16 protein-coding genes are annotated in these 18,973 nt (G+C 56.9%); 9 read left to right on the top strand and 7 right to left on the bottom strand.

What is annotated here, in order from left to right:
- The first annotated feature begins 26 nt into the window (after positions 1-26).
- The 4 genes from KGD89_RS11960 (at position 27) to KGD89_RS11945 (ending at position 6,408) form a co-directional block, all read left to right on the top strand.
- A complete protein-coding gene (locus KGD89_RS11960; RefSeq protein WP_025260017.1) occupies positions 27-3,266 on the top strand; it encodes a hypothetical protein in 3,240 nt (1,079 codons plus the stop codon).
- A complete protein-coding gene (locus tag KGD89_RS25995; protein ID WP_236250067.1) occupies positions 3,263-4,507 on the top strand; it encodes an MFS transporter in 1,245 nt (414 codons plus the stop codon). The genes KGD89_RS11960 and KGD89_RS25995 overlap by 4 nt, the downstream gene beginning before the upstream one ends.
- A 581-nt stretch (positions 4,508-5,088) precedes the next feature.
- The gene (locus KGD89_RS11950; protein ID WP_025260014.1) at positions 5,089-5,721 is read left to right on the top strand and encodes a hypothetical protein; all 633 of its coding nucleotides are present in this window, start codon (positions 5,089-5,091) and stop codon (positions 5,719-5,721) included.
- Between the two features lie 111 nt (positions 5,722-5,832).
- Entirely contained in the window at positions 5,833-6,408 is a 576-nt protein-coding gene (locus KGD89_RS11945) for a GNAT family N-acetyltransferase (protein WP_025260013.1), read from the top strand.
- Positions 6,409-6,420: 12 nt separating this feature from the next.
- Here KGD89_RS11945 and KGD89_RS11940 read toward each other — a convergent pair whose 3' ends face one another.
- Complete coding sequence (locus tag KGD89_RS11940) at positions 6,421-6,693, bottom strand: hypothetical protein (protein ID WP_025260012.1); 273 nt, start codon at positions 6,691-6,693, stop codon at positions 6,421-6,423.
- A gap of 169 nt (positions 6,694-6,862) precedes the next feature.
- Positions 6,863-8,419 carry a TerC family protein gene (locus KGD89_RS11935; RefSeq protein WP_025260011.1) on the bottom strand — a complete coding sequence of 519 codons (1,557 nt, stop codon included), beginning with the start codon at positions 8,417-8,419 and terminating at the stop codon, positions 6,863-6,865.
- A 644-nt stretch (positions 8,420-9,063) separates the two neighbouring features.
- Between KGD89_RS11935 and KGD89_RS11930 the strand changes: the two genes are divergently transcribed.
- The 5 genes from KGD89_RS11930 to KGD89_RS11910 all read left to right on the top strand — a co-directional run bounded on the left by KGD89_RS11930 (position 9,064) and on the right by KGD89_RS11910 (position 11,967).
- The gene (locus tag KGD89_RS11930; RefSeq protein ID WP_025260010.1) at positions 9,064-9,345 is read left to right on the top strand and encodes a hypothetical protein; all 282 of its coding nucleotides are present in this window, start codon (positions 9,064-9,066) and stop codon (positions 9,343-9,345) included.
- A 121-nt stretch (positions 9,346-9,466) separates the two neighbouring features.
- A complete protein-coding gene (locus KGD89_RS11925) occupies positions 9,467-9,808 on the top strand; it encodes an FKBP-type peptidyl-prolyl cis-trans isomerase (protein WP_025260009.1) in 342 nt (113 codons plus the stop codon).
- Positions 9,809-9,941: 133 nt separating this feature from the next.
- Complete coding sequence (locus KGD89_RS11920; RefSeq protein ID WP_025260008.1) at positions 9,942-10,169, top strand: hypothetical protein; 228 nt, start codon at positions 9,942-9,944, stop codon at positions 10,167-10,169.
- Positions 10,170-10,220: 51 nt separating this feature from the next.
- Positions 10,221-10,925, top strand: coding sequence for a YoaK family protein (locus KGD89_RS11915; protein ID WP_025260007.1), 705 nt, complete (start codon positions 10,221-10,223; stop codon positions 10,923-10,925).
- Between the two features lie 79 nt (positions 10,926-11,004).
- Entirely contained in the window at positions 11,005-11,967 is a 963-nt protein-coding gene (locus tag KGD89_RS11910) for a class I SAM-dependent methyltransferase (RefSeq protein WP_025260006.1), read from the top strand.
- An 86-nt stretch (positions 11,968-12,053) separates the two neighbouring features.
- On the opposite strand, the gene KGD89_RS11905 is transcribed toward KGD89_RS11910, so the two are convergent.
- From KGD89_RS11905 to KGD89_RS11885, 5 genes are all read right to left on the bottom strand, one after another.
- Positions 12,054-12,386, bottom strand: coding sequence for a DUF2790 domain-containing protein (locus KGD89_RS11905; protein WP_025260005.1), 333 nt, complete (start codon positions 12,384-12,386; stop codon positions 12,054-12,056).
- Positions 12,387-12,588: 202 nt separating this feature from the next.
- A complete protein-coding gene (locus tag KGD89_RS11900) occupies positions 12,589-12,918 on the bottom strand; it encodes a DUF2790 domain-containing protein (RefSeq protein WP_038399841.1) in 330 nt (109 codons plus the stop codon).
- 162 nt (positions 12,919-13,080) lie between these two features.
- Entirely contained in the window at positions 13,081-16,215 is a 3,135-nt protein-coding gene (locus KGD89_RS11895) for a CusA/CzcA family heavy metal efflux RND transporter (RefSeq protein WP_038399840.1), read from the bottom strand.
- Positions 16,216-16,239: 24 nt separating this feature from the next.
- Complete coding sequence (locus KGD89_RS11890) at positions 16,240-17,541, bottom strand: efflux RND transporter periplasmic adaptor subunit (RefSeq protein WP_025260004.1); 1,302 nt, start codon at positions 17,539-17,541, stop codon at positions 16,240-16,242.
- Between the two features lie 56 nt (positions 17,542-17,597).
- On the bottom strand, positions 17,598-18,833 hold the full coding sequence (locus tag KGD89_RS11885; RefSeq protein ID WP_025260003.1) for a TolC family protein: 1,236 nt from the start codon (positions 18,831-18,833) through the stop codon (positions 17,598-17,600).
- Between the last annotated feature and the right edge of the window lie 140 nt (positions 18,834-18,973).

Raw genomic sequence — 18,973 nt, 5'->3', positions numbered from 1 at the left:
ATCCTGACAGGGCCGGAGCAGCAGCCATGAGCACGTTCAACGACAAGCCAATCACCCAGGGCACACGCAAGAAAACCGAGTACCTGAATGACCAGAATGCGCGGCTGGCGCTGCAGATTCCCCGCACCGACGGCGGCCTGCTGCAAATCCCCCTGCTCCCCGATGCTCAAAGCACCCGGGAAGAGGAAACCATTCAGCGCAATACACTGCTCTCCGTCCTGCCCCTGGCTCGCCTTCCGGGTTATGACAAGCCCACTGAATACCCTCGGGGCGGCCTGCCACGTCGGGGCCGCATTTATGTGTTCTGGCGCAACGTTTTATGGCGAGAGCTGGAAACCGATGGCCAGGGCCAGTTGTTCGAGGTGGATGTCGCGCACTGGCGCACGATCGCGCAACAACTCGGCAATGCCGACCAGCGCGACCCGGTGGCCGTCAAACAGCAGGTGATTCTGCTGCCGATGCTATTGCAGGGCCGCTTCGTCGCCGATCAGTTGCGCATGGCCTACAGCGAACTGCCCTGGAGCTGGGAATACATCCAATGGCTTGAAAGCGACGCCAGCCGGATCAAGGTTCGCTGTCAGCATATTGCGCGAATCTGGGACACCGCTGTAGTGGGTTCGGAGCACTGGAAAACCACACAGGACAACCCGAGCCTGCCAGTCAGCCGTATCCGCAAAGGCTTGCGGGCCAGGGATTTCAATAGTGAAAGCGCCCTGCAGGACCCGCTGGATTTCACCCCGGAGTTTGCAGCGTTCAGCGATGAGACATTGCTCAAACGTTTGCAAAGCCGCCAGGAGCAATTGGCGCATCACCTCAAACAGCAACCGCCTGCGCCACTGCCAGACGTGGAAGCAGGCGTCGATCTGCTGGACAGCTACCAGTTGCGGGACAACACCCATCTGGTCGCCCTCATTCTTGAAGACCCGCTGTTTACCGTTCGCCACGCGACCGCCCAGATACGCGACTGTGTTTCCTATCTGCAAACTTTGAACGCCCTGATTGCCTTCCAGCCACACGGACGTTATGCGCAGGTGCTGTATAGCGCTGTGGGTGGAAATTACGCTTACCTGAAAGGCCGGATTGACCTGCCGAGGTTTTATGAAACGGTGTTTGAGCAGGAGCGCAAGTTCGGACGCAAATCGCTGGCCGCACACCTTGCGCGACTGGTCGACGTGCTCGACAAAAAACTGCCCGCCGTCCTGATGGACTGGACCCATCGCCACGACGAAGCGTTGCTGGAACCTTACAGCCTGATGGCAAATGCTCTGGGCGCGCTTGAGTACACGCCTGCTCAGGCGGATGCCTTGCTGACCGGCATGGACGTTACAGAGCTGGAAACCTCCATCAGAACCCTGGTCAAGAACATCCTGCAGGCCGAGCACCCACTGGGCGCCATGCTGCTGGCCACAGACGCCGGGCAACCTCCCGAACTGCTCAAGCGCCTGATTGCCCTGCGCGACCTTGATCAACCAGCCGAGCCACAAGCCATGGGCCTGAGCACCCTGATGCTCAGCGCCTCCTTTGTCGACAAAGTGGATTGGCCCGGCCTGGGCAAGACCTTCGCGTACTTCATGGGCGACCTGCTGGATATTTTCGGTGCCAGCGTCGTGGCGCAACTCCGTCGGCTGTCCAACAGCAGTCTCAAGATCAAACTCGACCGGCTCTTCATGCCGACCTTTAACACCCTCTCGGCTCTCTCGAAAAAGATGGCTGAAATCCGCCTGATGCCCATGGGCGAAGCACTGGCCGGGAACTATGTGGTCATCGGCGTTCAGGGCGCAGGCTTGCGCAGAGGCCTGACCGACAGCGAACGCAGCGAACTGACCCGCAAGAACTACCGCTACGCCACCCTGCACAGCCAGTCCGGCGAAACCCTGGGCAGCACCAGCGCCAAAGGCCAAGGCAAGAACGCCCCGATGCTGCGTAATGTCATGGTGCTTGCCATCCCTGAGAGCCACCCCGAACTGGCGCACTACAGCAACTTCCGGGTGAATTTTGGGGCGCTGACTCAGGGACTGGAGAAGACCAGGGTGGTGCCTACGTTGATGGTGGGGTTTGCGGTTTTTAACTTGGTGGTGCAGGTGGATGCGGTTGAAGAGTTCAATGCTAGTGAAGAAAAGTTTCGGGGGGCCTTTGGGGTGGGTAGCGCTTTAGCTGATCTTGTTGTAGCGCTAGGAGGACATAGCAAACTTCTTTTCGGTAAAGCCACCGAAAACGCACTAACTAGGCCGCGCATCAACGTAGCAAACGTTTTGTCGCGCTGGGCAAAAAACCTCGAGAAGCAGACAGGCAGCCCCAAGCTGCCTCTTCTTCGAGCCATTGGCGGTTCAGCCACACTATTTAGCGCAGCAATAAGCGCTTGGGACAGCTATCGAAACTATAACGATGGTAATTACGAGCTATCAGCAAGTTATGCAACCATTACAGCGGGAAATTTAATATGGCTAGCCTATACCATAGGCCTTACCATCAACCCCTTTGCGCTTTTGATCGGGGCAGCATTGGTGATTGGCGGAGCAGTGCTTGCCAATATATTTGATGACGATGCAATCGAACTTGCCGTGCGTTATGGCCCCCTCGGCACAGACTCTGCCGCTGAAGATTCGCCTGAAGACTTTCTACATTTAAAAGATCCGTTCATTGCCTATCAGCAATTAACGGGGCTTCTGTGCAAACCCGAGATCAATGCAATGCGACTCGGCGACTGGCGCAGAAAAGCCCCAGCACATCATCTTGAGGCACTGTTAAACGCCGACCAGCAACGCAAGCGTCCGACAAACACACATATACAAACCATCACACCCAACGCTCAAGCTCTGGACGATCAGGATTGGGTGGTGACTTTAAGCACCCCCCTGCTGGGGATGCTCAGCAATAGCGCCCAACACTTTCAACTGCTGGCCCATGAATTTCAATCACACATGGAAACCGGCATGGCCTTCGCTGGCCAGCACTATCACTGGCAAAGGGCGGGTAACCCAAAACTGGCGGCGGTGCCACTGGATGCGACCACCGTTCTGTATGTATTGCCCTCTTTCATTGAAACCACCTTTCCCATCAGCCGCACCGTCAGAACCGAAGGGCTGAGAATCAGTACCCAGATCGAATTGCATGCAGAACCGGGCAGCCCGCCTTTGCTACTTCCGCAACCCCACCCCAAAAAGTGGACGCCTTTTACGCCTGCCCACCGCCGAGCACCCAATGGCAACCCGGAGAGCAACCCTCCTCTGTATTGGCAAATCGAAACCATCGAGAACCGTATATGAACGCAAATATTGATACTACCTACGCCAATAGCGCCTATCGCAGCGACAACAAAGGATCACTGCCGCCACCAAGATGGTACGTCCATCTCAACTGCAATGGCCTGTTCAACACGCATCTTGCCTTTGGTCATTACGCCGGGCTGGATTCAGCTACGGAAATCACTCTGCAACTGGAGTGCGAAGAACATCTGATTTATCAGAAGCAGAAAGTGGGTGGTGAAAAACAGGAAGTGTACTGTGATGCAAAACGCTGGCGATTTCAGAACTCCAGCAAGATACCGCATATTTTATTTACGCTTAAGCTAATGAGCTTTTTCTTTATATGGGCTCTTTGGGGTATGGGGACTTTCTATTCAGTAATTCTTGAACTGGTATATGGAAACGTGACGACTGAAATCGCTGTTTTAATAGCCGCGCTATCAGTAGGCTTGATGGTTACGTCTCTCGCCCTGTACATGACCGAAAAAAAATCTGTTCATTACATTCAAATTGTCGGACTCCTTATCTGCACTGGCCTTGTCTTCTGGCTAAAAGGCTCTCTCTTCGGCAGTAGCGAAATGCATATTTTCTTCTGGTTAGGCACCCTCCTCTACTTCATGGGCGCCATCGGCTTCGACTGTTTGCTCTGGCTACACAGTACGGCCAGCCGCCATGACGGCAGCGAGTTCAATCGGGTAGACGGCATGGTGCGTTTCAAGCGGCGCTTTCGGCGTTTGTTTGTCGCGCCTTTCGAGGAGTTCGATCCGGTGCTGACGTTACTGCCCAGTGGCTACGGCTCTCATGACTACACGATCACGCTGTATCACCGCTACACCAACAAGAAGATATCTCTGGCAACCAAGATGCATTCACTGGGGCTGGATCAGGCCAACACTCTGGCCTTCTGGGATTGCCTGCAACGCTATATGGACGTCACCCAACCTCTGCCCGACCTTCCGGTACTGGAACAAAGCCGCCATCTGGACCCCGTCACCGCCGCCCACGATGCCAGCACCGGCCGCAACTCACGTCGCTGGCGCGATCAAGCAATAACAGGCTGGAAAACTTCGGGAGAAAAGAAACTCAACGAGCAATTGCAACGCTATCCCTGGCAGCAACAGCCCTGCGTGATCAAAGCCCGCCTGAGTGAAGAGCTCACCATCGAAGCCTGGTACCGCGCTCAGGAAGCCAAGGGTATTCAGGCAACACCCAAGGCTGAGGACTTTGCGCCGCGCGCTGATTACGACGAGTCACAGATATGAACGCCTACGCCAATAGCGCTTACCGCAGCGACAGTCAGGACCCACTGCCACCACCAGGATCGTATGCCCATCTCAACCGTAATGGCCTGTTCGACACCCACCTTGCCTTTGGTCATTACGCAGAGCTGGACTCGGCTACGGAAATCACTCTGCAACTGGAGTGCGAAGAGCATCGGATTTATCAGAGGCAGGAAGAGCGTGGTGAAAAACAGGAAGTGTATTGCGATGCCAAGCGTTGGCGTTTTCAGAACTCCAGTAATACTCCACACTCGTTATTTTTGTCCAAGCTAATGTGCTTTCCTTTTGTATGGTTTCCATGGAGTATATGGATTTTCTTTCCAATTCAGGAAGAACTTGGATATGGATATACCGGCACTGGACTTACATTGCTAATAGCTTTTTTATCGGTCGCATTAATGATAGGGGCTTTAACTCTATACATGACCGAAAACAAGTACCTCCACCACGTCCAAATTTCCGGCTTCGTTATCTGTGCAGCCATCGTCCTCTGGCTAAAAGGCACCCTCTGGGGCAACAGCGAAATGCATATCGCCTTCTGGTTCGGCACTTTCCTGTACTTCATGGGTGCCATCGGTTTCGATTGCCTGCTCTGGCTGCACAGCACCCTCAGCCGTCACGACGGCAGCGAGTTCAATCGGGTAGACGGCATGCTGCGTTTCAAGCGGCGTTTTCGGCGCCTGTTTGTCGCGCCTTTTGAAGAGTTCGACCCGGTACTGACCACGCTGCCCAGCGGTTATGGCTCCCGTGACTATGCGATCACGCTCTATCACCGCTACACCAATACCCGAATCTGTCTCGCCACCAAGGTGCATAGCCTGGGACTGGACAAGGCCAATGCCCTGGCCTTCTGGGATTGCCTGCAACGCTATATGGACATCACCCAGCCCCTGCCCGACCTTCCGGTACTGGAACAAAGCCGCCATCTGGACCCGGTTACCGCCGCCCACGACACCCGCACTGGCCGCAACCCTCGCCGCTGGCGCGATCAGGCACTAACCGGCTGGAAAACCTCGGGAGAAAAGAAGCTCAACGAGCAATTGCAACACTATCCCTGGCAACAACAACAACCCTGCGTGATCAAGGCCCGCCTGAGCGAAGAACTCACCATCGAAGCCTGGTATCGCACTCAGGAAGCCAAGGGTATTCAGGCAACCTCCAAGGCTGAGGACTTTGTGTCGTGCGCTGGTGACTGAGAGAAACGGATCCCCCCAAGCATAACCCGGACTGTACAAAATCCGGGGCTCAGGCAAAATCTACCCGCCCGATACAAGACCACTGCTGCAAGCCCTTCTGCAAGGAGCACCATGATTCAGATTCGCCCCATGACCCACGACGATTTCGAGATTTTCTGGCCCACGTTTCAGGCTGTCGTGGTAGCACAGGAAACCTACGCTTATGACCCGGCACTGACTCGGGAACAGGCACAGGACCTGTGGATGGGATTGCCCTTGCATACGCTGGTCGCTGAAGAAGACGGCCAGTTGCTGGGCAGTTATTACCTCAAGGCCAATGCCGCCGGCCCCGGCAAGCATGTCAGCAATTGCGGTTATATGGTGACCGAGGCCGCACGCGGACGCGGCGTGGCGCGTCTGATGTGCGAGCACTCTCAGCAACTGGCTCGCGAAAGCGGTTTTCTGGCCATGCAGTTCAATTCGGTGGTGTCCACCAATGAAGCGGCGGTTGCCCTGTGGACCAAGCTGGGGTTTGCAACCGTGGGACGCCTGCCACGCGCCTATCGCCATCGGCAATCGGGGTTGGTGGATTGCCTGGTGATGTTCAAATGGCTGATTGATGAGCCCGAAGCTCAAGAACCAGCCCAGCCGAAGTTGATCGGACGCAAGAATATCGAGTCAGTGGTCTCGCGACCACGACGCCGGTAGTCAAAAGCCCGCTCAGTCCTTGACTTCGTTCAGGGCAAATCTTCGCCCCTTGGTGTCCCGCACCTCGGCGCCCACGATATAGGCGATGGTTTGCCCGTCATGGTCAACCAGACGCTGTGGGGTTCCAAGGCTCAAGGTGCCTATCTCGCCACTCCAGTCGCGGCGCGGATCATGTTCCAGATAGGCGTAGACCTTGCGCTCGCGGATACGCCAGACGGGATAGGACTTGCGGGTTGAAACAACATCATAAGTCAGATTGGGATTGAACAGGAAGGCAGTGGCCATGGCAGTCTCCGTTTGTGGACGTGGTTGACTGCATGTTGAAACCACAGGGAATGAGGCAGGATAGACCAAGCATCACTGGCAGTGCAGGTTCGCCTGACCGCCGACAGCAAAACGCGGGCGGAACGGGCTAAAAGTGCCCGCCCCGCCCGACGTTCAAGGTTTAAGAGGTTTACGCATCAGGTTGCTTTTGCAGCAGAACCCGCGTCACACGCCGTTCCTCGACACCGACGACCTTGAGTTGCCAGCCTTGCCAGTCCAGGTTGTCACCGATCACCGGCAAGCGATCCAGCAGACTCATGACCAGGCCGGCCAGGGTCTGATAATCATCGGTTGCCTTGGCCTGAAAGCCGGTCCGCTCGCGGATCAGGCTCAGGTTCAAGGCGCCCGACACCAGGAAGTCCTCACCCTGCGGCACGATATCCGGCCCTTCCACTTCGCTGGCATCAGGTAACTGGCCAGCGATGGACTCCAGAATATCGGTCATGCTCAAGACACCGATGAAGTCGCCGAACTCATTGACCACGAATGCAATGTGAGTCGACTCTTTGCGCATCTGCTCTAGGGCATTGAGGATGGTGAAGTTATCCAGCAGGTTGATCGCCTTGCGGCTCATCAGACGCAGGTCAGGTTCGTTACCCGCCAGGATTTCCTTCAACAACTCCTTCTTGTGCACAAAGCCCAATGGCTCATCAATGCCAGCCTCGCCGATCAGCGGCAGTCTGGAGTATGAGGAGTGCATCAGCTTGAGGCGGATCTTCTCCGCATCATCACCAATGTCGATGTAGTCGACTTCAGTACGCGGTGTCATGGCGGTGCGCACCTGACGTTCGGCCAGTTGCAGGACGCCGCTGATCATGACGCGCTCGCGACGGTCAAAGACAGGCTCAGTGCCTTCGCCCTCGATCATTTCGATGATTTCCTCCTCGACCTCACCCGCTTCCAGCTTGCGGCCGCCCAGCAGACGCATCACCGCATGGGCTGCACGCTCACGGCGCGGCAGATGACCATGGGCAGACTTCTTGCTGCGCTTGCGAGCGATCTGGTTGAACACCTCGATCAGGATCGAGAAGCCAATCGCGGCATACAGGTAGCCTTTAGGTATGTGGAAACCCAGACCTTCCGCAGTCAGGCTGAAGCCGATCATCATCAGGAAGCCCAGACACAGCATGATGACGGTCGGGTGGCTGTTGACGAACTTGGTCAGCGGCTTGCTGGCAACCAGCATCAGGCCGATGGAGAAGATCACGGCAATCATCATGATCGACAGGTGCTCGACCATGCCAACCGCTGTAATCACGGCATCCAGCGAGAACACAGCGTCCAGCACCACGATCTGCGCCACGATAGGCCAGAACATGGCATAGGCGGCATTACCGGCACGCTGGCTGACATGGCCTTCGAGTCGCTCATGCAACTCCATCGTGGCCTTGAACAGCAGGAACACACCACCGAACAACATGATCAGGTCACGCCCGGAGAAGCTGTGATCGAACACCTCGAACAGAGGCTCGGTCAGCGTCACCATCCAGGAAATACTCGCCAGCAGGCCCAGTCGCATGATCAGCGCCAGGGACAGGCCAATCACGCGAGCCTTGTCGCGCTGTTCGGGAGGCAGTTTGTCGGCCAGGATGGCAATGAACACCAGGTTGTCGATACCCAGCACCAGTTCAAGCACGATCAGCGTAAGCAGGCCAAGCCATGCCGTGGGGTCAGCAATCCATTCCATAGGAATCATTCAGTCTCGTGCAAAAAGTGGCGGGAGGATGTCATCGGCAGAATCAAGCATGCACTGCGAGGCGTTACCGGGCTTGGCTCGGTAAATCCGGAGGGCAAAAGGCTGACGGGGCGAACACCCTGCAAGAGAGTGAAGAAACCAATGCTTGAATGAAGTGATCCGCTCGATAACGAGGCGTGGGCACGCGAGCAGATGGGGGGTGTTGATGAAGCAGAGCGACCAGGAGGCTCCTGAGGGGTATTCATATAGTCCTGAAAATTAATGCGGGATGAGATCCTACAATAGAAAAAGATATTTCACCCGTCGAATAAGTATTACAAAGATTGACTGAGATCATGGGTAAGTCATCCTCCAGCGACACTATGTCGCACGCCCAAAGGCGACCAGTTATCTGACGACGGCGGCCAGGCGGTAGCTGCACGCCTTCATTTGTCTTAAAATGTTGCAATACCGTCAAGCGAGTGCGGAATCGAACATGGGCAGCCAGCCTGTCCTGTCGCGACATCCCACTTGACTTGAACCGACTTATAAAAAGAAAGCCCGTCCCTGACGGGCTTTCTGCGTTTTCAGCTTTTGCTTTCTGGCTCACAAAGCCGTAAAGCCAGCTCCGTTTTCTGATATTGAGGCTATTTCCAATGCTGCGGCTTGTTGTGATTCACCTGTTCCAATGGTTCAAACGTCTTTCCTCGGTGCTTGCATCCCGCCGCTCTGCAGACACCCCCTACTCCCGTGATTTCAATCGCGAAGACGATCAGGGCCGCTGGACCTTCATTTCGATCTTTATCGTGCTCACCCTGAGCCTGTATTGCCTGGCCGGGCTTGGTTACTATGCCAAGGTCAATGTCTGGGACCACTTCACCGAAGAGCAGAAGGCCAATATCGCCCAAGCCATGGTGATCAGCACACAGAACCTGTGACACAAGACGCAGTGACCACCGGACGGGGAAGTGAAAGCTTCCCCGTTTTCATTTGCGCAACTTGCCACCCACAGGCTTTTCTGCGAGAAAGCAGCCCCGACCATCACAGGACAATCAGGCCATGAGCAACGAACTACAGATTACCGACCTGCATATCGGGGACGGCAAGGAAGCGGTAAAAGGCGCCTTGATCACCACTCATTACACTGGCGTTCTGGACGACGGCACCGTCTTCGACTCATCCCATGAGCGCGGCAAGCCATTTCAGTGTGTAATTGGCACCGGCCGGGTCATCAAGGGCTGGGACATTGGCCTGATGGGCATGAAGGTTGGTGGCAAACGCAAGCTTTTCGTCCCTGCTCACCTGGGCTATGGCGACAGAAAGATGGGTGCCCATATCCAGCCCGGCTCCAATCTGACGTTTGAAATAGAGCTGCTGGAAGTCCTGACCCGCGACGATTGATCACGGGCAAGGTATGGCCTGCCCGACACCATTTCCTTCGTGAATGTCTGATACAGCCCCCGGATTGCTTGTTACCGTGGAAAAAGCCATGCTCTGGGCATGGAGTTCAGACATTTATCTGACAGGAATATATATGGCTCTCAATAAGCCGACCCAGGAGCTGAAACGGCACCTGAAGGGCACTGCCTCCAATCTTGAAAAAACAGCCGATGAAATTCTCAAGCTCGCCTCTGGCATGAAAGATGTCGATGTGACCGCCATTCTGCAGTTGGTCAATCGGCTCTATGGCGATGCCGACCAGCTCAAGGCCTATGTGGATGAGGTCAAGGCGAAAAGGATCGTGCGCACCAAGCCGCAGTGAAACACGGACAGAACCCCAGCCCCCGCGCAGCCTACTGCCAGAGAGCCATCCATGTTGCCATCCGCCACAAAGATAAGCGCCAGCCCCAGACACCTGAACATGCAGAAATGGCGTGGCAGGGTCGGCATGGCACTGGCGGCCAGCCTGTCAGTGCTGGCGGGCATGACCGATGCGATAGGCTTCATGGCCACCGGGGATTTCGTTTCATTCATGAGCGGCAACACTACTCGCCTGGCCGTCGCCATCAGCGATGGTGACTCGGGGACAACCACACGCCTGATACTGGCCATTATTGTTTTTATTGCAGGCAATGCCCTGGGCGTCATCATTGCCCGCCTGGGTGGCAGACGCGCCCTGCCCTTGTTGCTCAGCGTCGCCACACTGCTTTGCGCTGCCGCGGCCTGGCCAATGGATTCAAATATTCTGGTACTTGTCTGGGCCATTCTGGCAATGGGCATGCTCAATGCTGCTGTTGAACAGGTCAACGGTCTTCCCGTGGGCCTGACCTACGTGACCGGCGCGCTGTCACGCTTCGGGCGTGGCCTGGGGCGCCGGATGCTGGGTGAGCGCCGCGATGGCTGGCGGATTCAACTTGTCCCGTGGGCAGGCATGTTTGTCGGTGCCGTCATTGGCGCCGTGCTTGAACGGCACATGGGACTCAATGCACTGCTGGTCAGCGGCGGGCTCTCAGCCTTGCTGGGGCTTGTGTCACTGAAAATCCCCCATCGCTGGCAACGCCGCTATATGCCACGCTGACGCGACTGGATTGCTCTTCCATTTCAGCGTCGCTTGAAATGCGTTTAACATACGCGCCCTTTCACTGCCGACCCTTGTCATGACCCCTGATGCGCTCGCCACTCTGCAACAGCACGTACTCGATGCCTTGAGCACCGTGCCCGATGAAACCCGTCGCCTGTTTCATGGACGCGGCAGAGTATGGCCGGGGCTTGAACACATTACCGTCGACTGGATGCAGGGCGTGGTGCTGGTCTCGCTGTTCAGGGAATCACTGGAGTCAGAACTGGAGTCATTGACCCGACTGCTGCTGGAGCTTACGCACTCCCCTCAATGGCAACAGAGCCAGGCCCATACGCTGTTGCTGCAACATCGCTATCTGCCACAAAGCACTGTGCAATGCCTCGTGGGCGAGCTGATGGACGAGTGGGTCATTACCGAGAACAACCTGCGCTACAAGGTGGATTTCGGCAAGAAACAGAACAGCGGTCTGTTTCTGGACATGCGTTATGGCCGCGAATGGGTTCGCTCCCGGGCCAAGGGCAAGCGGATACTCAATCTGTTCGCCTATACCTGCGGCTTTTCGGTCGCTGCCATTGCCGGCGGTGCCGATCATGTGGTCAATCTGGACATGGCCAAGGCCGCGCTGAATCGTGGACGTGAGAATCATCGGCTCAATGGCCATGATCTGAGCCGGGTCAGCTTTCTGGGACACGATCTGTTCAAGTCGTGGGCCAAAGTCACCCGTTCGGGTCCTTACGATCTGGTGATCATCGACCCGCCGTCATTCCAGAAAGGCAGTTTCATGCTCGACAAGGATTATCAGCGGGTTTTGCGCCGCTTGCCGGAACTGCTGACCGAGGATGGAACGGTACTGGCCTGTATGAACGATCCGGCAGTCGGCACGGACTTTCTGATCCGACACACAGCAGTTGAAGCTCCGGGATTGCGCTTCGAGCAACGCCTGGAAAATCCGCCCGAATTTCCCGATGCCCGTATCGAGGGTGGTTTGAAAGCTCTGGTGTTCAAGGCTGATGGTGAACCCCGGGCAGGATGGGCATAGCGGCGAGGAATGCAGCCGGGAATACCTTCCTCAAATGCAATAAGCGGCTGGCGCATACGCACCAGCCGCTTATTGGTTTGCAAGCATCAGTTTCTACCGGCACACTCAGTTATTGCCTTGTAACTCAGTGTATTGAGATCGCCTTGCGAGTCTTCATAAGTCATGAACTTATAGTTGATACCGCAGTCGCCAGGGGCCGGGGTCTTGATGACCACCTTGGCAACATCCAGCTTCATTCCGTAGGCATAGTTCTGTATAACGGGAACCGGCTTCTGGACCTTGGCCGCATATTCCTCGACCTTGATCTGATGCGCTTTGCTGCGCTCATCACTGCCCCGCAAGTCCGTCGTACTGAAAGCATACGAAGTCAATGGCGAAGCCAGTGCAAAGGCAAGAACGGACAGCTTTAAAACATTCATCTATTTTCTCCTGTTTGGTGGTAACTCAATGTAGCAATACAATCACTCGGTAAAAATATGCCACCCGGCATACCCTGAAGCGCCAATTGTTTCTGTTTGTTTTTTATTTGTAAAAAGATCGTGATATTTAAAGAAACCTGCTCACTGGCTTACCGTGACCTGCCGCCGGCCACGACGACAAAGCGAGGCAGCCAGAGCGTCATCAGTTCTTGCCAGCGCAGTCACTCAATACCTTGTAGCGCAGCGTATTGAGTTCGCCTTGGGAGTTTTCATACGTCATCAACCTGGCGTTGACCCCGCAACTCTTCGGCGCCGGAGTTTTAACGATCACCCTGGCAATATCCAGGTTCATACCGTAGGTGTAGTTCTGTATCTCAGGAACAGCCTTCTGCATCCTGGCTGCATATTCCTCAACTTTAAGTTGATGCACCCTGCTCCGCTCGTCGCCTTGAAGGTCCACAGAACTGAAAGCGTACGAGGTCAGTGGCGAAACAAGCGCAAAGGCAAGAACAGACAATTTTATAACATTCATCTTGCGACTCCTATCAAGTGATGACTCACTGTAGCAATCAGACACTTTCCAGAACGTTGCTCGAGAATTACCATTTTGTAATCGCGCTGAACGCTTTATAAACCCCAAATAAAAAAGCCCGTGGCAGTTCACCCGCCACGAGCCTTTCAACAACTTGAATTCTTATTCTTCTCGACGATGAGCCCACTGATACAGCGCTGGCAATACCAGCAAAGTCAGAATCGTCGACGACAGGATCCCGCCGATCACGACGGTAGCCAGAGGCCTCTGCACTTCCGCACCGGTGCCAGTCGCCAGAGCCATGGGGATGAAGCCCAGAGAAGCAACCAAAGCCGTCATCAGTACCGGACGCAACCTTGTCAAAGCGCCTTCATGGATGGCTTTTTCCAGGCTGAAGCCTTCCTCACGAAGGTTACGAATGAAGGCAATCATCACCAGACCATTCAAGACCGCGACACCGGACAGGGCAATGAACCCGACCCCGGCGGAAATCGACAATGGGATGTCCCGCAGCCATAACGCCAGGATACCGCCCGTCAAGGCAAAGGGAATCCCGGTGAACACCAGCAAGCCATCCTTGAGGTTGTTGAACATCATGAACAGCAGTGCCAGCACCATCAGCAACGCCACGGGCACCACGATTTGCAGGCGCTGGGCCGCTGATTGAAGCTGCTCGAACTGGCCACCCCAACTGGTCCAGTATCCCGGCGGGATCGTCACCTGCTCCTGAATGGATTGCCCGGCCTCTTCCACGAACGAGCCAAGATCACGGCCCCGTACGTTGGCGCTGACGATGACCAGACGCTTGCCGTTCTCGCGACTGATCTGATTAGGCCCGAGGACCAGATCCAGGCTCGCCACCTGGGACAATGGGATGAAGCCGATCTGCGCATTGCTGCTGCCCGGACTGGCCGGAATGGGAATCAGCAGATTGGAGAGCCCGTTCACGTCGGTGCGCAGTTTCTCGGACAAGCGCACCACCATGTCGAATCGGCGGTCCCCGTCATACAGCGTGCCGGCCTGACGCCCACCGACAGCAATCGCAATGGCATCCTGCACATCGCCCATGTTCAAACCATAACGGGCAGCCTTGTCGCGATCGATATTGATCGTCAGCACCGGCAGGCCGGTCGTCTGTTCGACCTTGACCTCCGAGGCGCCGCTGACCTTCTGCAGCGTTGCGGCGATCTTGTTCGCCGTCTGATTCAGTACATCCATATCATCGCCAAACACTTTCACCGCAACATCGCTGCGCACACCTGAAATCAGCTCGTTGAAGCGCAACTGAATCGGTTGGGACAGCTCGTAGTTGCTGCCCGGCACGCTGGCAGCGGCGGCCTGCAACTCGGCAATCAGTGTCTCGCGGGACTTCTTCGGATCAGGCCATTGATCGGCAGGCTTGAGCATCACGTAGCTATCGGAAATATTCGGCGGCATCGGATCGGCGGCGATTTCCGCAGTCCCTGTACGGGCGAACACGCGCTCCACTTCCGGCATGCGCTCGATAATGGCTTTCTCAAGTCGCTGTTGCATGTCCACCGACTGGGTCAGGCTGGTGCCCGGAACACGCAAGGCCTGCAAGGCAAAGTCGCCTTCACTCAGACTGGGAATGAACTCACTGCCCATTCGGCTGGCGGCAACACCAGAAACGGCAATAACCGCAAACGCCATGCCGAACGCCAGGGTACGGTTGCCAAGCACCCAGTCCAGAACCGGTGCATATCGCTGGCGGGCCGTACGCATGACCACGCCTTCCTCTTCCTTCACCTTGCCAGTGACGAACATGGCAATGGCAGCCGGTACGAAGGTCACGGACAGGGTCATCGCACCCAGCAGCGCAATGACCACGGTAAAGGCCATCGGGTGGAACATCTTGCCCTCGACACCTGTCAGGGCAAATATCGGCAAGTAGACGACCATGATGATCAACTGACCGAAGATCAACGGACGCCGGGCCTCACGCGCGGCTGCAAACACTTCATGGAAACGTTCGGAACGGGTCAGCATCCGGCCATGCCGCTGCTGGGCATGGGCCAGCCTGCGAATGGCGTTTTCGACGATCACCACCGCGCCATCGACGATAATCCCGAAGTCCAGCGCCCCCAGGCTCATCAGGTTGGCACTGACCTTGTTGGCGAACATGCCGGTAAAGGTGAAGAGCATGGCCAGTGGAATCACCATGGCGGTGATCAGGGCAGCACGAATGTTACCCAGGAACAGGAAGAGGACCGCGATAACCAGAATCGCGCCTTCGATCAGGTTCTTCTTGACCGTGGCAATAGCCTTTTCCACCAGATTGGTACGGTCATACACCGTCACCGCAACGACGCCCTTGGGCAGCGAGCGATTGATCTCGGTCAGCTTCGCAGCCACCGCCTGGGAGACGCTGCGACTGTTTTCGCCGATCAGCATGAAAACTGTACCCAGCACGACTTCACGACCGTTTTCGGTCGCTGCACCGGAACGCAGTTCCTTGCCGATCACCACATCGGCAACATGACTCACCCGGATCGGCGTGCCCTGCACATTGGCAATCACGATATTGGCGATATCGAGTTCATTGACCAGTTGCCCCGGCGCCCGGATCACCAGTTGCTCACCACCCCGCTCGATATAGCCAGCGCCGACATTGGAGTTGTTGCGCTCAAGGGCCACGATCAGGTCGTTGAGTGTCAACTTGTAGGCAGCCAGCTTTTTCGGATCGGGCGCTATCTGGTACTGCTTGGCAAAGCCGCCAATGGTATTGATCTCGGCGACACCCGGCACATTGCGCAACTGTGGCTTGATGATCCAGTCCTGAATGACCCGCAGGTCAGTAGGCGTATACGGCGTGCCATCCTCTTTCAGCGCCCCCTCTTTGGCCTCGACCGTCCAGAGGAATATCTCTCCGAGACCGGTTGAGACAGGCCCCATCATGGCATCGATGTTTTCAGGCAACTGCTCCTTGGCAGTCTGCAAACGCTCGCTGACCTGTTGGCGGGCGAAAAACAGGTCGGTGCCATCCTCGAAAATCACGGTGACCTGGGACAGCCCCGAGCGCGACAGCGAACGGGTCTGCTTCAGGCCTGGTAGACCGGCCATGGCGGTTTCGATGGCAAAGGTAATGCGCTGCTCCGTTTCCAGCGGAGAAAAACCCGGTGCAGCGGTATTGATCTGCACCTGGACGTTGGTGATATCGGGCACCGCATCGATGGGCAGCTTCTGGTAGCTGGCAATGCCCAGCCCGGCCATTAGCAGGACCGCCAGCATGACGACAATGCGTTGCTCTATGGCAAATTGAATCAGGCGTTCAAACATGGAAGAGTTCTCGTGCGTAGCGGATCAATGGGCATGCTCGGCCGAGCCCTTGCCCAGCTCCGACTTGAGGACGAAGCTGCCTGCGGTTGCAACTTGTGTGTTGACTGCCAGCCCCTTGAGCACTTCCACATAGCCGCTGTCGCTACGCCCGAGCGTGACTGGCTGGACCTGGAAACCCTGTGGCGTACGTACGAAGACCGAAGGCTTGTCTTCAACGGTCTGAATCGCTTCTTCGGGAATGCTGACCGCGACCTCGCTGGCATGCGCCACCACCGCAACGGAGACGAACAGTCCTGGCCGCCAGGCGCCCTGCGGGTTGGCGAGTTTCACCCGAACCGTCGCAGCCCTGCTCTGCTCGCCCAGCAGGTTGCCGACATAGCTCACCTGCCCCTCGACTTCGGCATTCATATCGGGTGAACTGACTTTGACATTGCGCCCGACCAACACCTTGTCCAGATCCTTGGGCGTCACACCAAAGGTGGCCCAGACACGGGAGAGATCCGAGAGCGTGAAAACGTTGCTGCTCTCGCTGACCACTTCACCGAGCCCCAGATGCTTTTCAACGACCACGGAATCGAAAGGCGCAACGAGTTCGTAGCGATTGCCAGTGGCTTTGCCGGCAGCCCCCATGGCACTGACTTTCTGCCGGGCATTGCTCAGGGCGATTTCGGCCTCCTGCAAGGCCTGACGCGCCTGCTGGTAATCCTGCTCGGCCGAGATCTTGTCTTCCCAGAGTTTTTTCTCGCGCTGAAATGTCAGGCGGGCCAGTTCGACCCGACGCTGCGCCGCGCTCAACTCACTGCGCTGCTCCGAGACCTGCTGGCTGGCAATCACCGCCAGAACCTGGCCTTTTCTGACCTGCTGCCCCAGATCGGCTTTCACCTCTTCCACGACACCGCTGACTCGTGGCACCACATGAGAGGTGCGATCCTCATCGAAGCGGATTTCACCGGGGAACGAGACGGACGTGCTCATCTGGCGAGAAACGGCCACACCCAGCTCAATGCCCGCCGCCTTGATCTGGGCCTCGCTCAACTCCAGCGCGCCCTCTTCTTCATGGCCCTCCTCTCCATGCCCTTCTTCCCCATGGCTTTCATCGTCATGCTCGTCCTTGTCGGCCGGTTTGCCTTTTGGCTCATCCCCGTGATCGTCATGACCTTCCCCTTCATGGCCTTTCTCCTGGCCGTGAGACGACTCCTTTTCATCGTCATGGGCATGTTCGGAAGAAGCATTGGAGAAAGACTGACCGCCGCCCAGGGTCAGACTGCCCAGGCCAATGAGAACCACCACTGCCGTCGCAGCGGCAATGTTGCGTTTGTTATTCATGAAGACTCCTGATTGGCCACTCAGGGCTTTACGCCCCTGCCGCTGGCCACCGCTGGCTATTGAAGTTGAGTGAGGAAACGGCCCGAGTCGCCGTAAATGCGTTCGATGACGACCCGTGCATCAGCCGCGCGGGCCAACGACTCCAGATACTGGCTACGTGCAGAAATCAAGGTGCGCTGTGCATCGAGCACTTCCAGGAAACCGAACTTGCCCATCTCGAAACCGCGGGTTGCGGTGTCGACGGCCTGTTGGGCGGCAGGCAGGATGACCTTGGTGAACGCCTCGGCTTCCTGGGCTGCGGTGTCCCACTGATCGACCGCCAGTTGCGTCTGGGTGCGCAGCTTCAACTCCACGGAGTTGCGCAAGTCTCGGGATTGATCGGCACGTCGCGCGGCCGCCAGGACATTGCCCTGATTGCGATCGAACAATGGAATCGGCACGGAAAAGCCGACCACATTGACCCGCTCGCGGTCTTCACGGCTGTACTGGCTGCCCACGCTGACGGTGAGGTCTGGAATACGTTGCGCCTTCTGCGAACCCAGTTGCGCCTCGCCTAGTGCGATGCGGGTTTCGGCCAGACGCAGCTCGGCGGTCTGTTTGATTTGATTCAACAGGGTTGGCCCGTGAGGCGCCTTGCCCGGCGACAGATTCGGGGACTGCAGGCGCTCGAAAGAGGTCTGCGACTGGCCCATGATCTGAGACAGTTCACGCCAGGCAGCCGATTTGGCGATCTGCGCCTGACGCACCTGCAGACGGGTTTCGGCCAGTTGCACCTGAGCCCGGGTGGCTTCTACAGGCGACGACTTGCCAGCCTGGATACGACCCTCGGCAACCTTGAGTCCTCGCTCGGCCAGTGTCTGGGATTCCAGCGCCAGATCCAGCCCGGCCTGGGCCCGCAAGGCCGCATAAAAGCCCTGGATCACCTCGCCCCGCAAGGCATTGCCACGTTGCTCCAGCTCAAGCGCGGCGACATCCTGGCCACGGCTGGCAACATCGACACGGGCGCCTCTTTTGCCTCCCAGTTCCAGCGCCTGACTGATGGCGATGGTTGTGGTGCTGGTGGACTTGCGGGTGTCCTCCATCTCCCAGGACAGCTCAGGATTGGGTATCAACCCGGCCTGCTGCCGCTCCCCAAGCGCGATGTCGATTTCACTGCGAGCGGCAGCCAGATCCGGATTCATGGAAAAGGCCGTGTCCAGAGCGTCGGACAGTGTGATGGATTGCGATTGCGCTGCCGTCGCGCTCTGGCTGAAAAACGCCAGGAACAGCACACAGGCAAAGCCCATTTTCATTCTGCCGGGTTTGCCGCCCGGTGAACTGTTCAAGATTCGATAGCCGCGCACGTTGTACTTCCCCACTTGCATGATCCACGCCTGAGCGGCGATTGCACCGGCGAGCATGAGCTGCCGGGGTTGACGCAGGGACTTTAGGG

The sequence above is a fragment of the Pseudomonas cichorii genome, assembly GCF_018343775.1.
GTDB classification, from domain to species: Bacteria; Pseudomonadota; Gammaproteobacteria; order Pseudomonadales; family Pseudomonadaceae; genus Aquipseudomonas; species Aquipseudomonas cichorii.
Note: the sequence above shows the minus strand (reverse complement) of the source record. Positions and strands in the feature narration are given on the sequence as shown.

What these genes read in the sequence shown, in the direction of transcription:
- KGD89_RS11905 (WP_025260005.1), bottom strand. Translation starts at nt 12,386, where the DNA reads ATGAATGTTTTAAAGCTGTCCGTTCTTGCCTTTGCACTGGCTTCGCCA.
- KGD89_RS11940 (WP_025260012.1), bottom strand. Translation starts at nt 6,693, where the DNA reads ATGGCCACTGCCTTCCTGTTCAATCCCAATCTGACTTATGATGTTGTT.
- KGD89_RS11890 (WP_025260004.1), bottom strand. Translation starts at nt 17,541, where the DNA reads ATGAATAACAAACGCAACATTGCCGCTGCGACGGCAGTGGTGGTTCTC.
- KGD89_RS11945 (WP_025260013.1), top strand. Translation starts at nt 5,833, where the DNA reads ATGATTCAGATTCGCCCCATGACCCACGACGATTTCGAGATTTTCTGG.
- KGD89_RS11950 (WP_025260014.1), top strand. Translation starts at nt 5,089, where the DNA reads ATGGGTGCCATCGGTTTCGATTGCCTGCTCTGGCTGCACAGCACCCTC.
- KGD89_RS11935 (WP_025260011.1), bottom strand. Translation starts at nt 8,419, where the DNA reads ATGGAATGGATTGCTGACCCCACGGCATGGCTTGGCCTGCTTACGCTG.
- KGD89_RS11920 (WP_025260008.1), top strand. Translation starts at nt 9,942, where the DNA reads ATGGCTCTCAATAAGCCGACCCAGGAGCTGAAACGGCACCTGAAGGGC.
- KGD89_RS11960 (WP_025260017.1), top strand. Translation starts at nt 27, where the DNA reads ATGAGCACGTTCAACGACAAGCCAATCACCCAGGGCACACGCAAGAAA.
- KGD89_RS11910 (WP_025260006.1), top strand. Translation starts at nt 11,005, where the DNA reads ATGACCCCTGATGCGCTCGCCACTCTGCAACAGCACGTACTCGATGCC.
- KGD89_RS11915 (WP_025260007.1), top strand. Translation starts at nt 10,221, where the DNA reads ATGTTGCCATCCGCCACAAAGATAAGCGCCAGCCCCAGACACCTGAAC.
- KGD89_RS25995 (WP_236250067.1), top strand. Translation starts at nt 3,263, where the DNA reads ATGAACGCAAATATTGATACTACCTACGCCAATAGCGCCTATCGCAGC.
- KGD89_RS11895 (WP_038399840.1), bottom strand. Translation starts at nt 16,215, where the DNA reads ATGTTTGAACGCCTGATTCAATTTGCCATAGAGCAACGCATTGTCGTC.
- KGD89_RS11930 (WP_025260010.1), top strand. Translation starts at nt 9,064, where the DNA reads ATGCTGCGGCTTGTTGTGATTCACCTGTTCCAATGGTTCAAACGTCTT.
- KGD89_RS11885 (WP_025260003.1), bottom strand. Translation starts at nt 18,833, where the DNA reads ATGAAAATGGGCTTTGCCTGTGTGCTGTTCCTGGCGTTTTTCAGCCAG.
- KGD89_RS11925 (WP_025260009.1), top strand. Translation starts at nt 9,467, where the DNA reads ATGAGCAACGAACTACAGATTACCGACCTGCATATCGGGGACGGCAAG.
- KGD89_RS11900 (WP_038399841.1), bottom strand. Translation starts at nt 12,918, where the DNA reads ATGAATGTTATAAAATTGTCTGTTCTTGCCTTTGCGCTTGTTTCGCCA.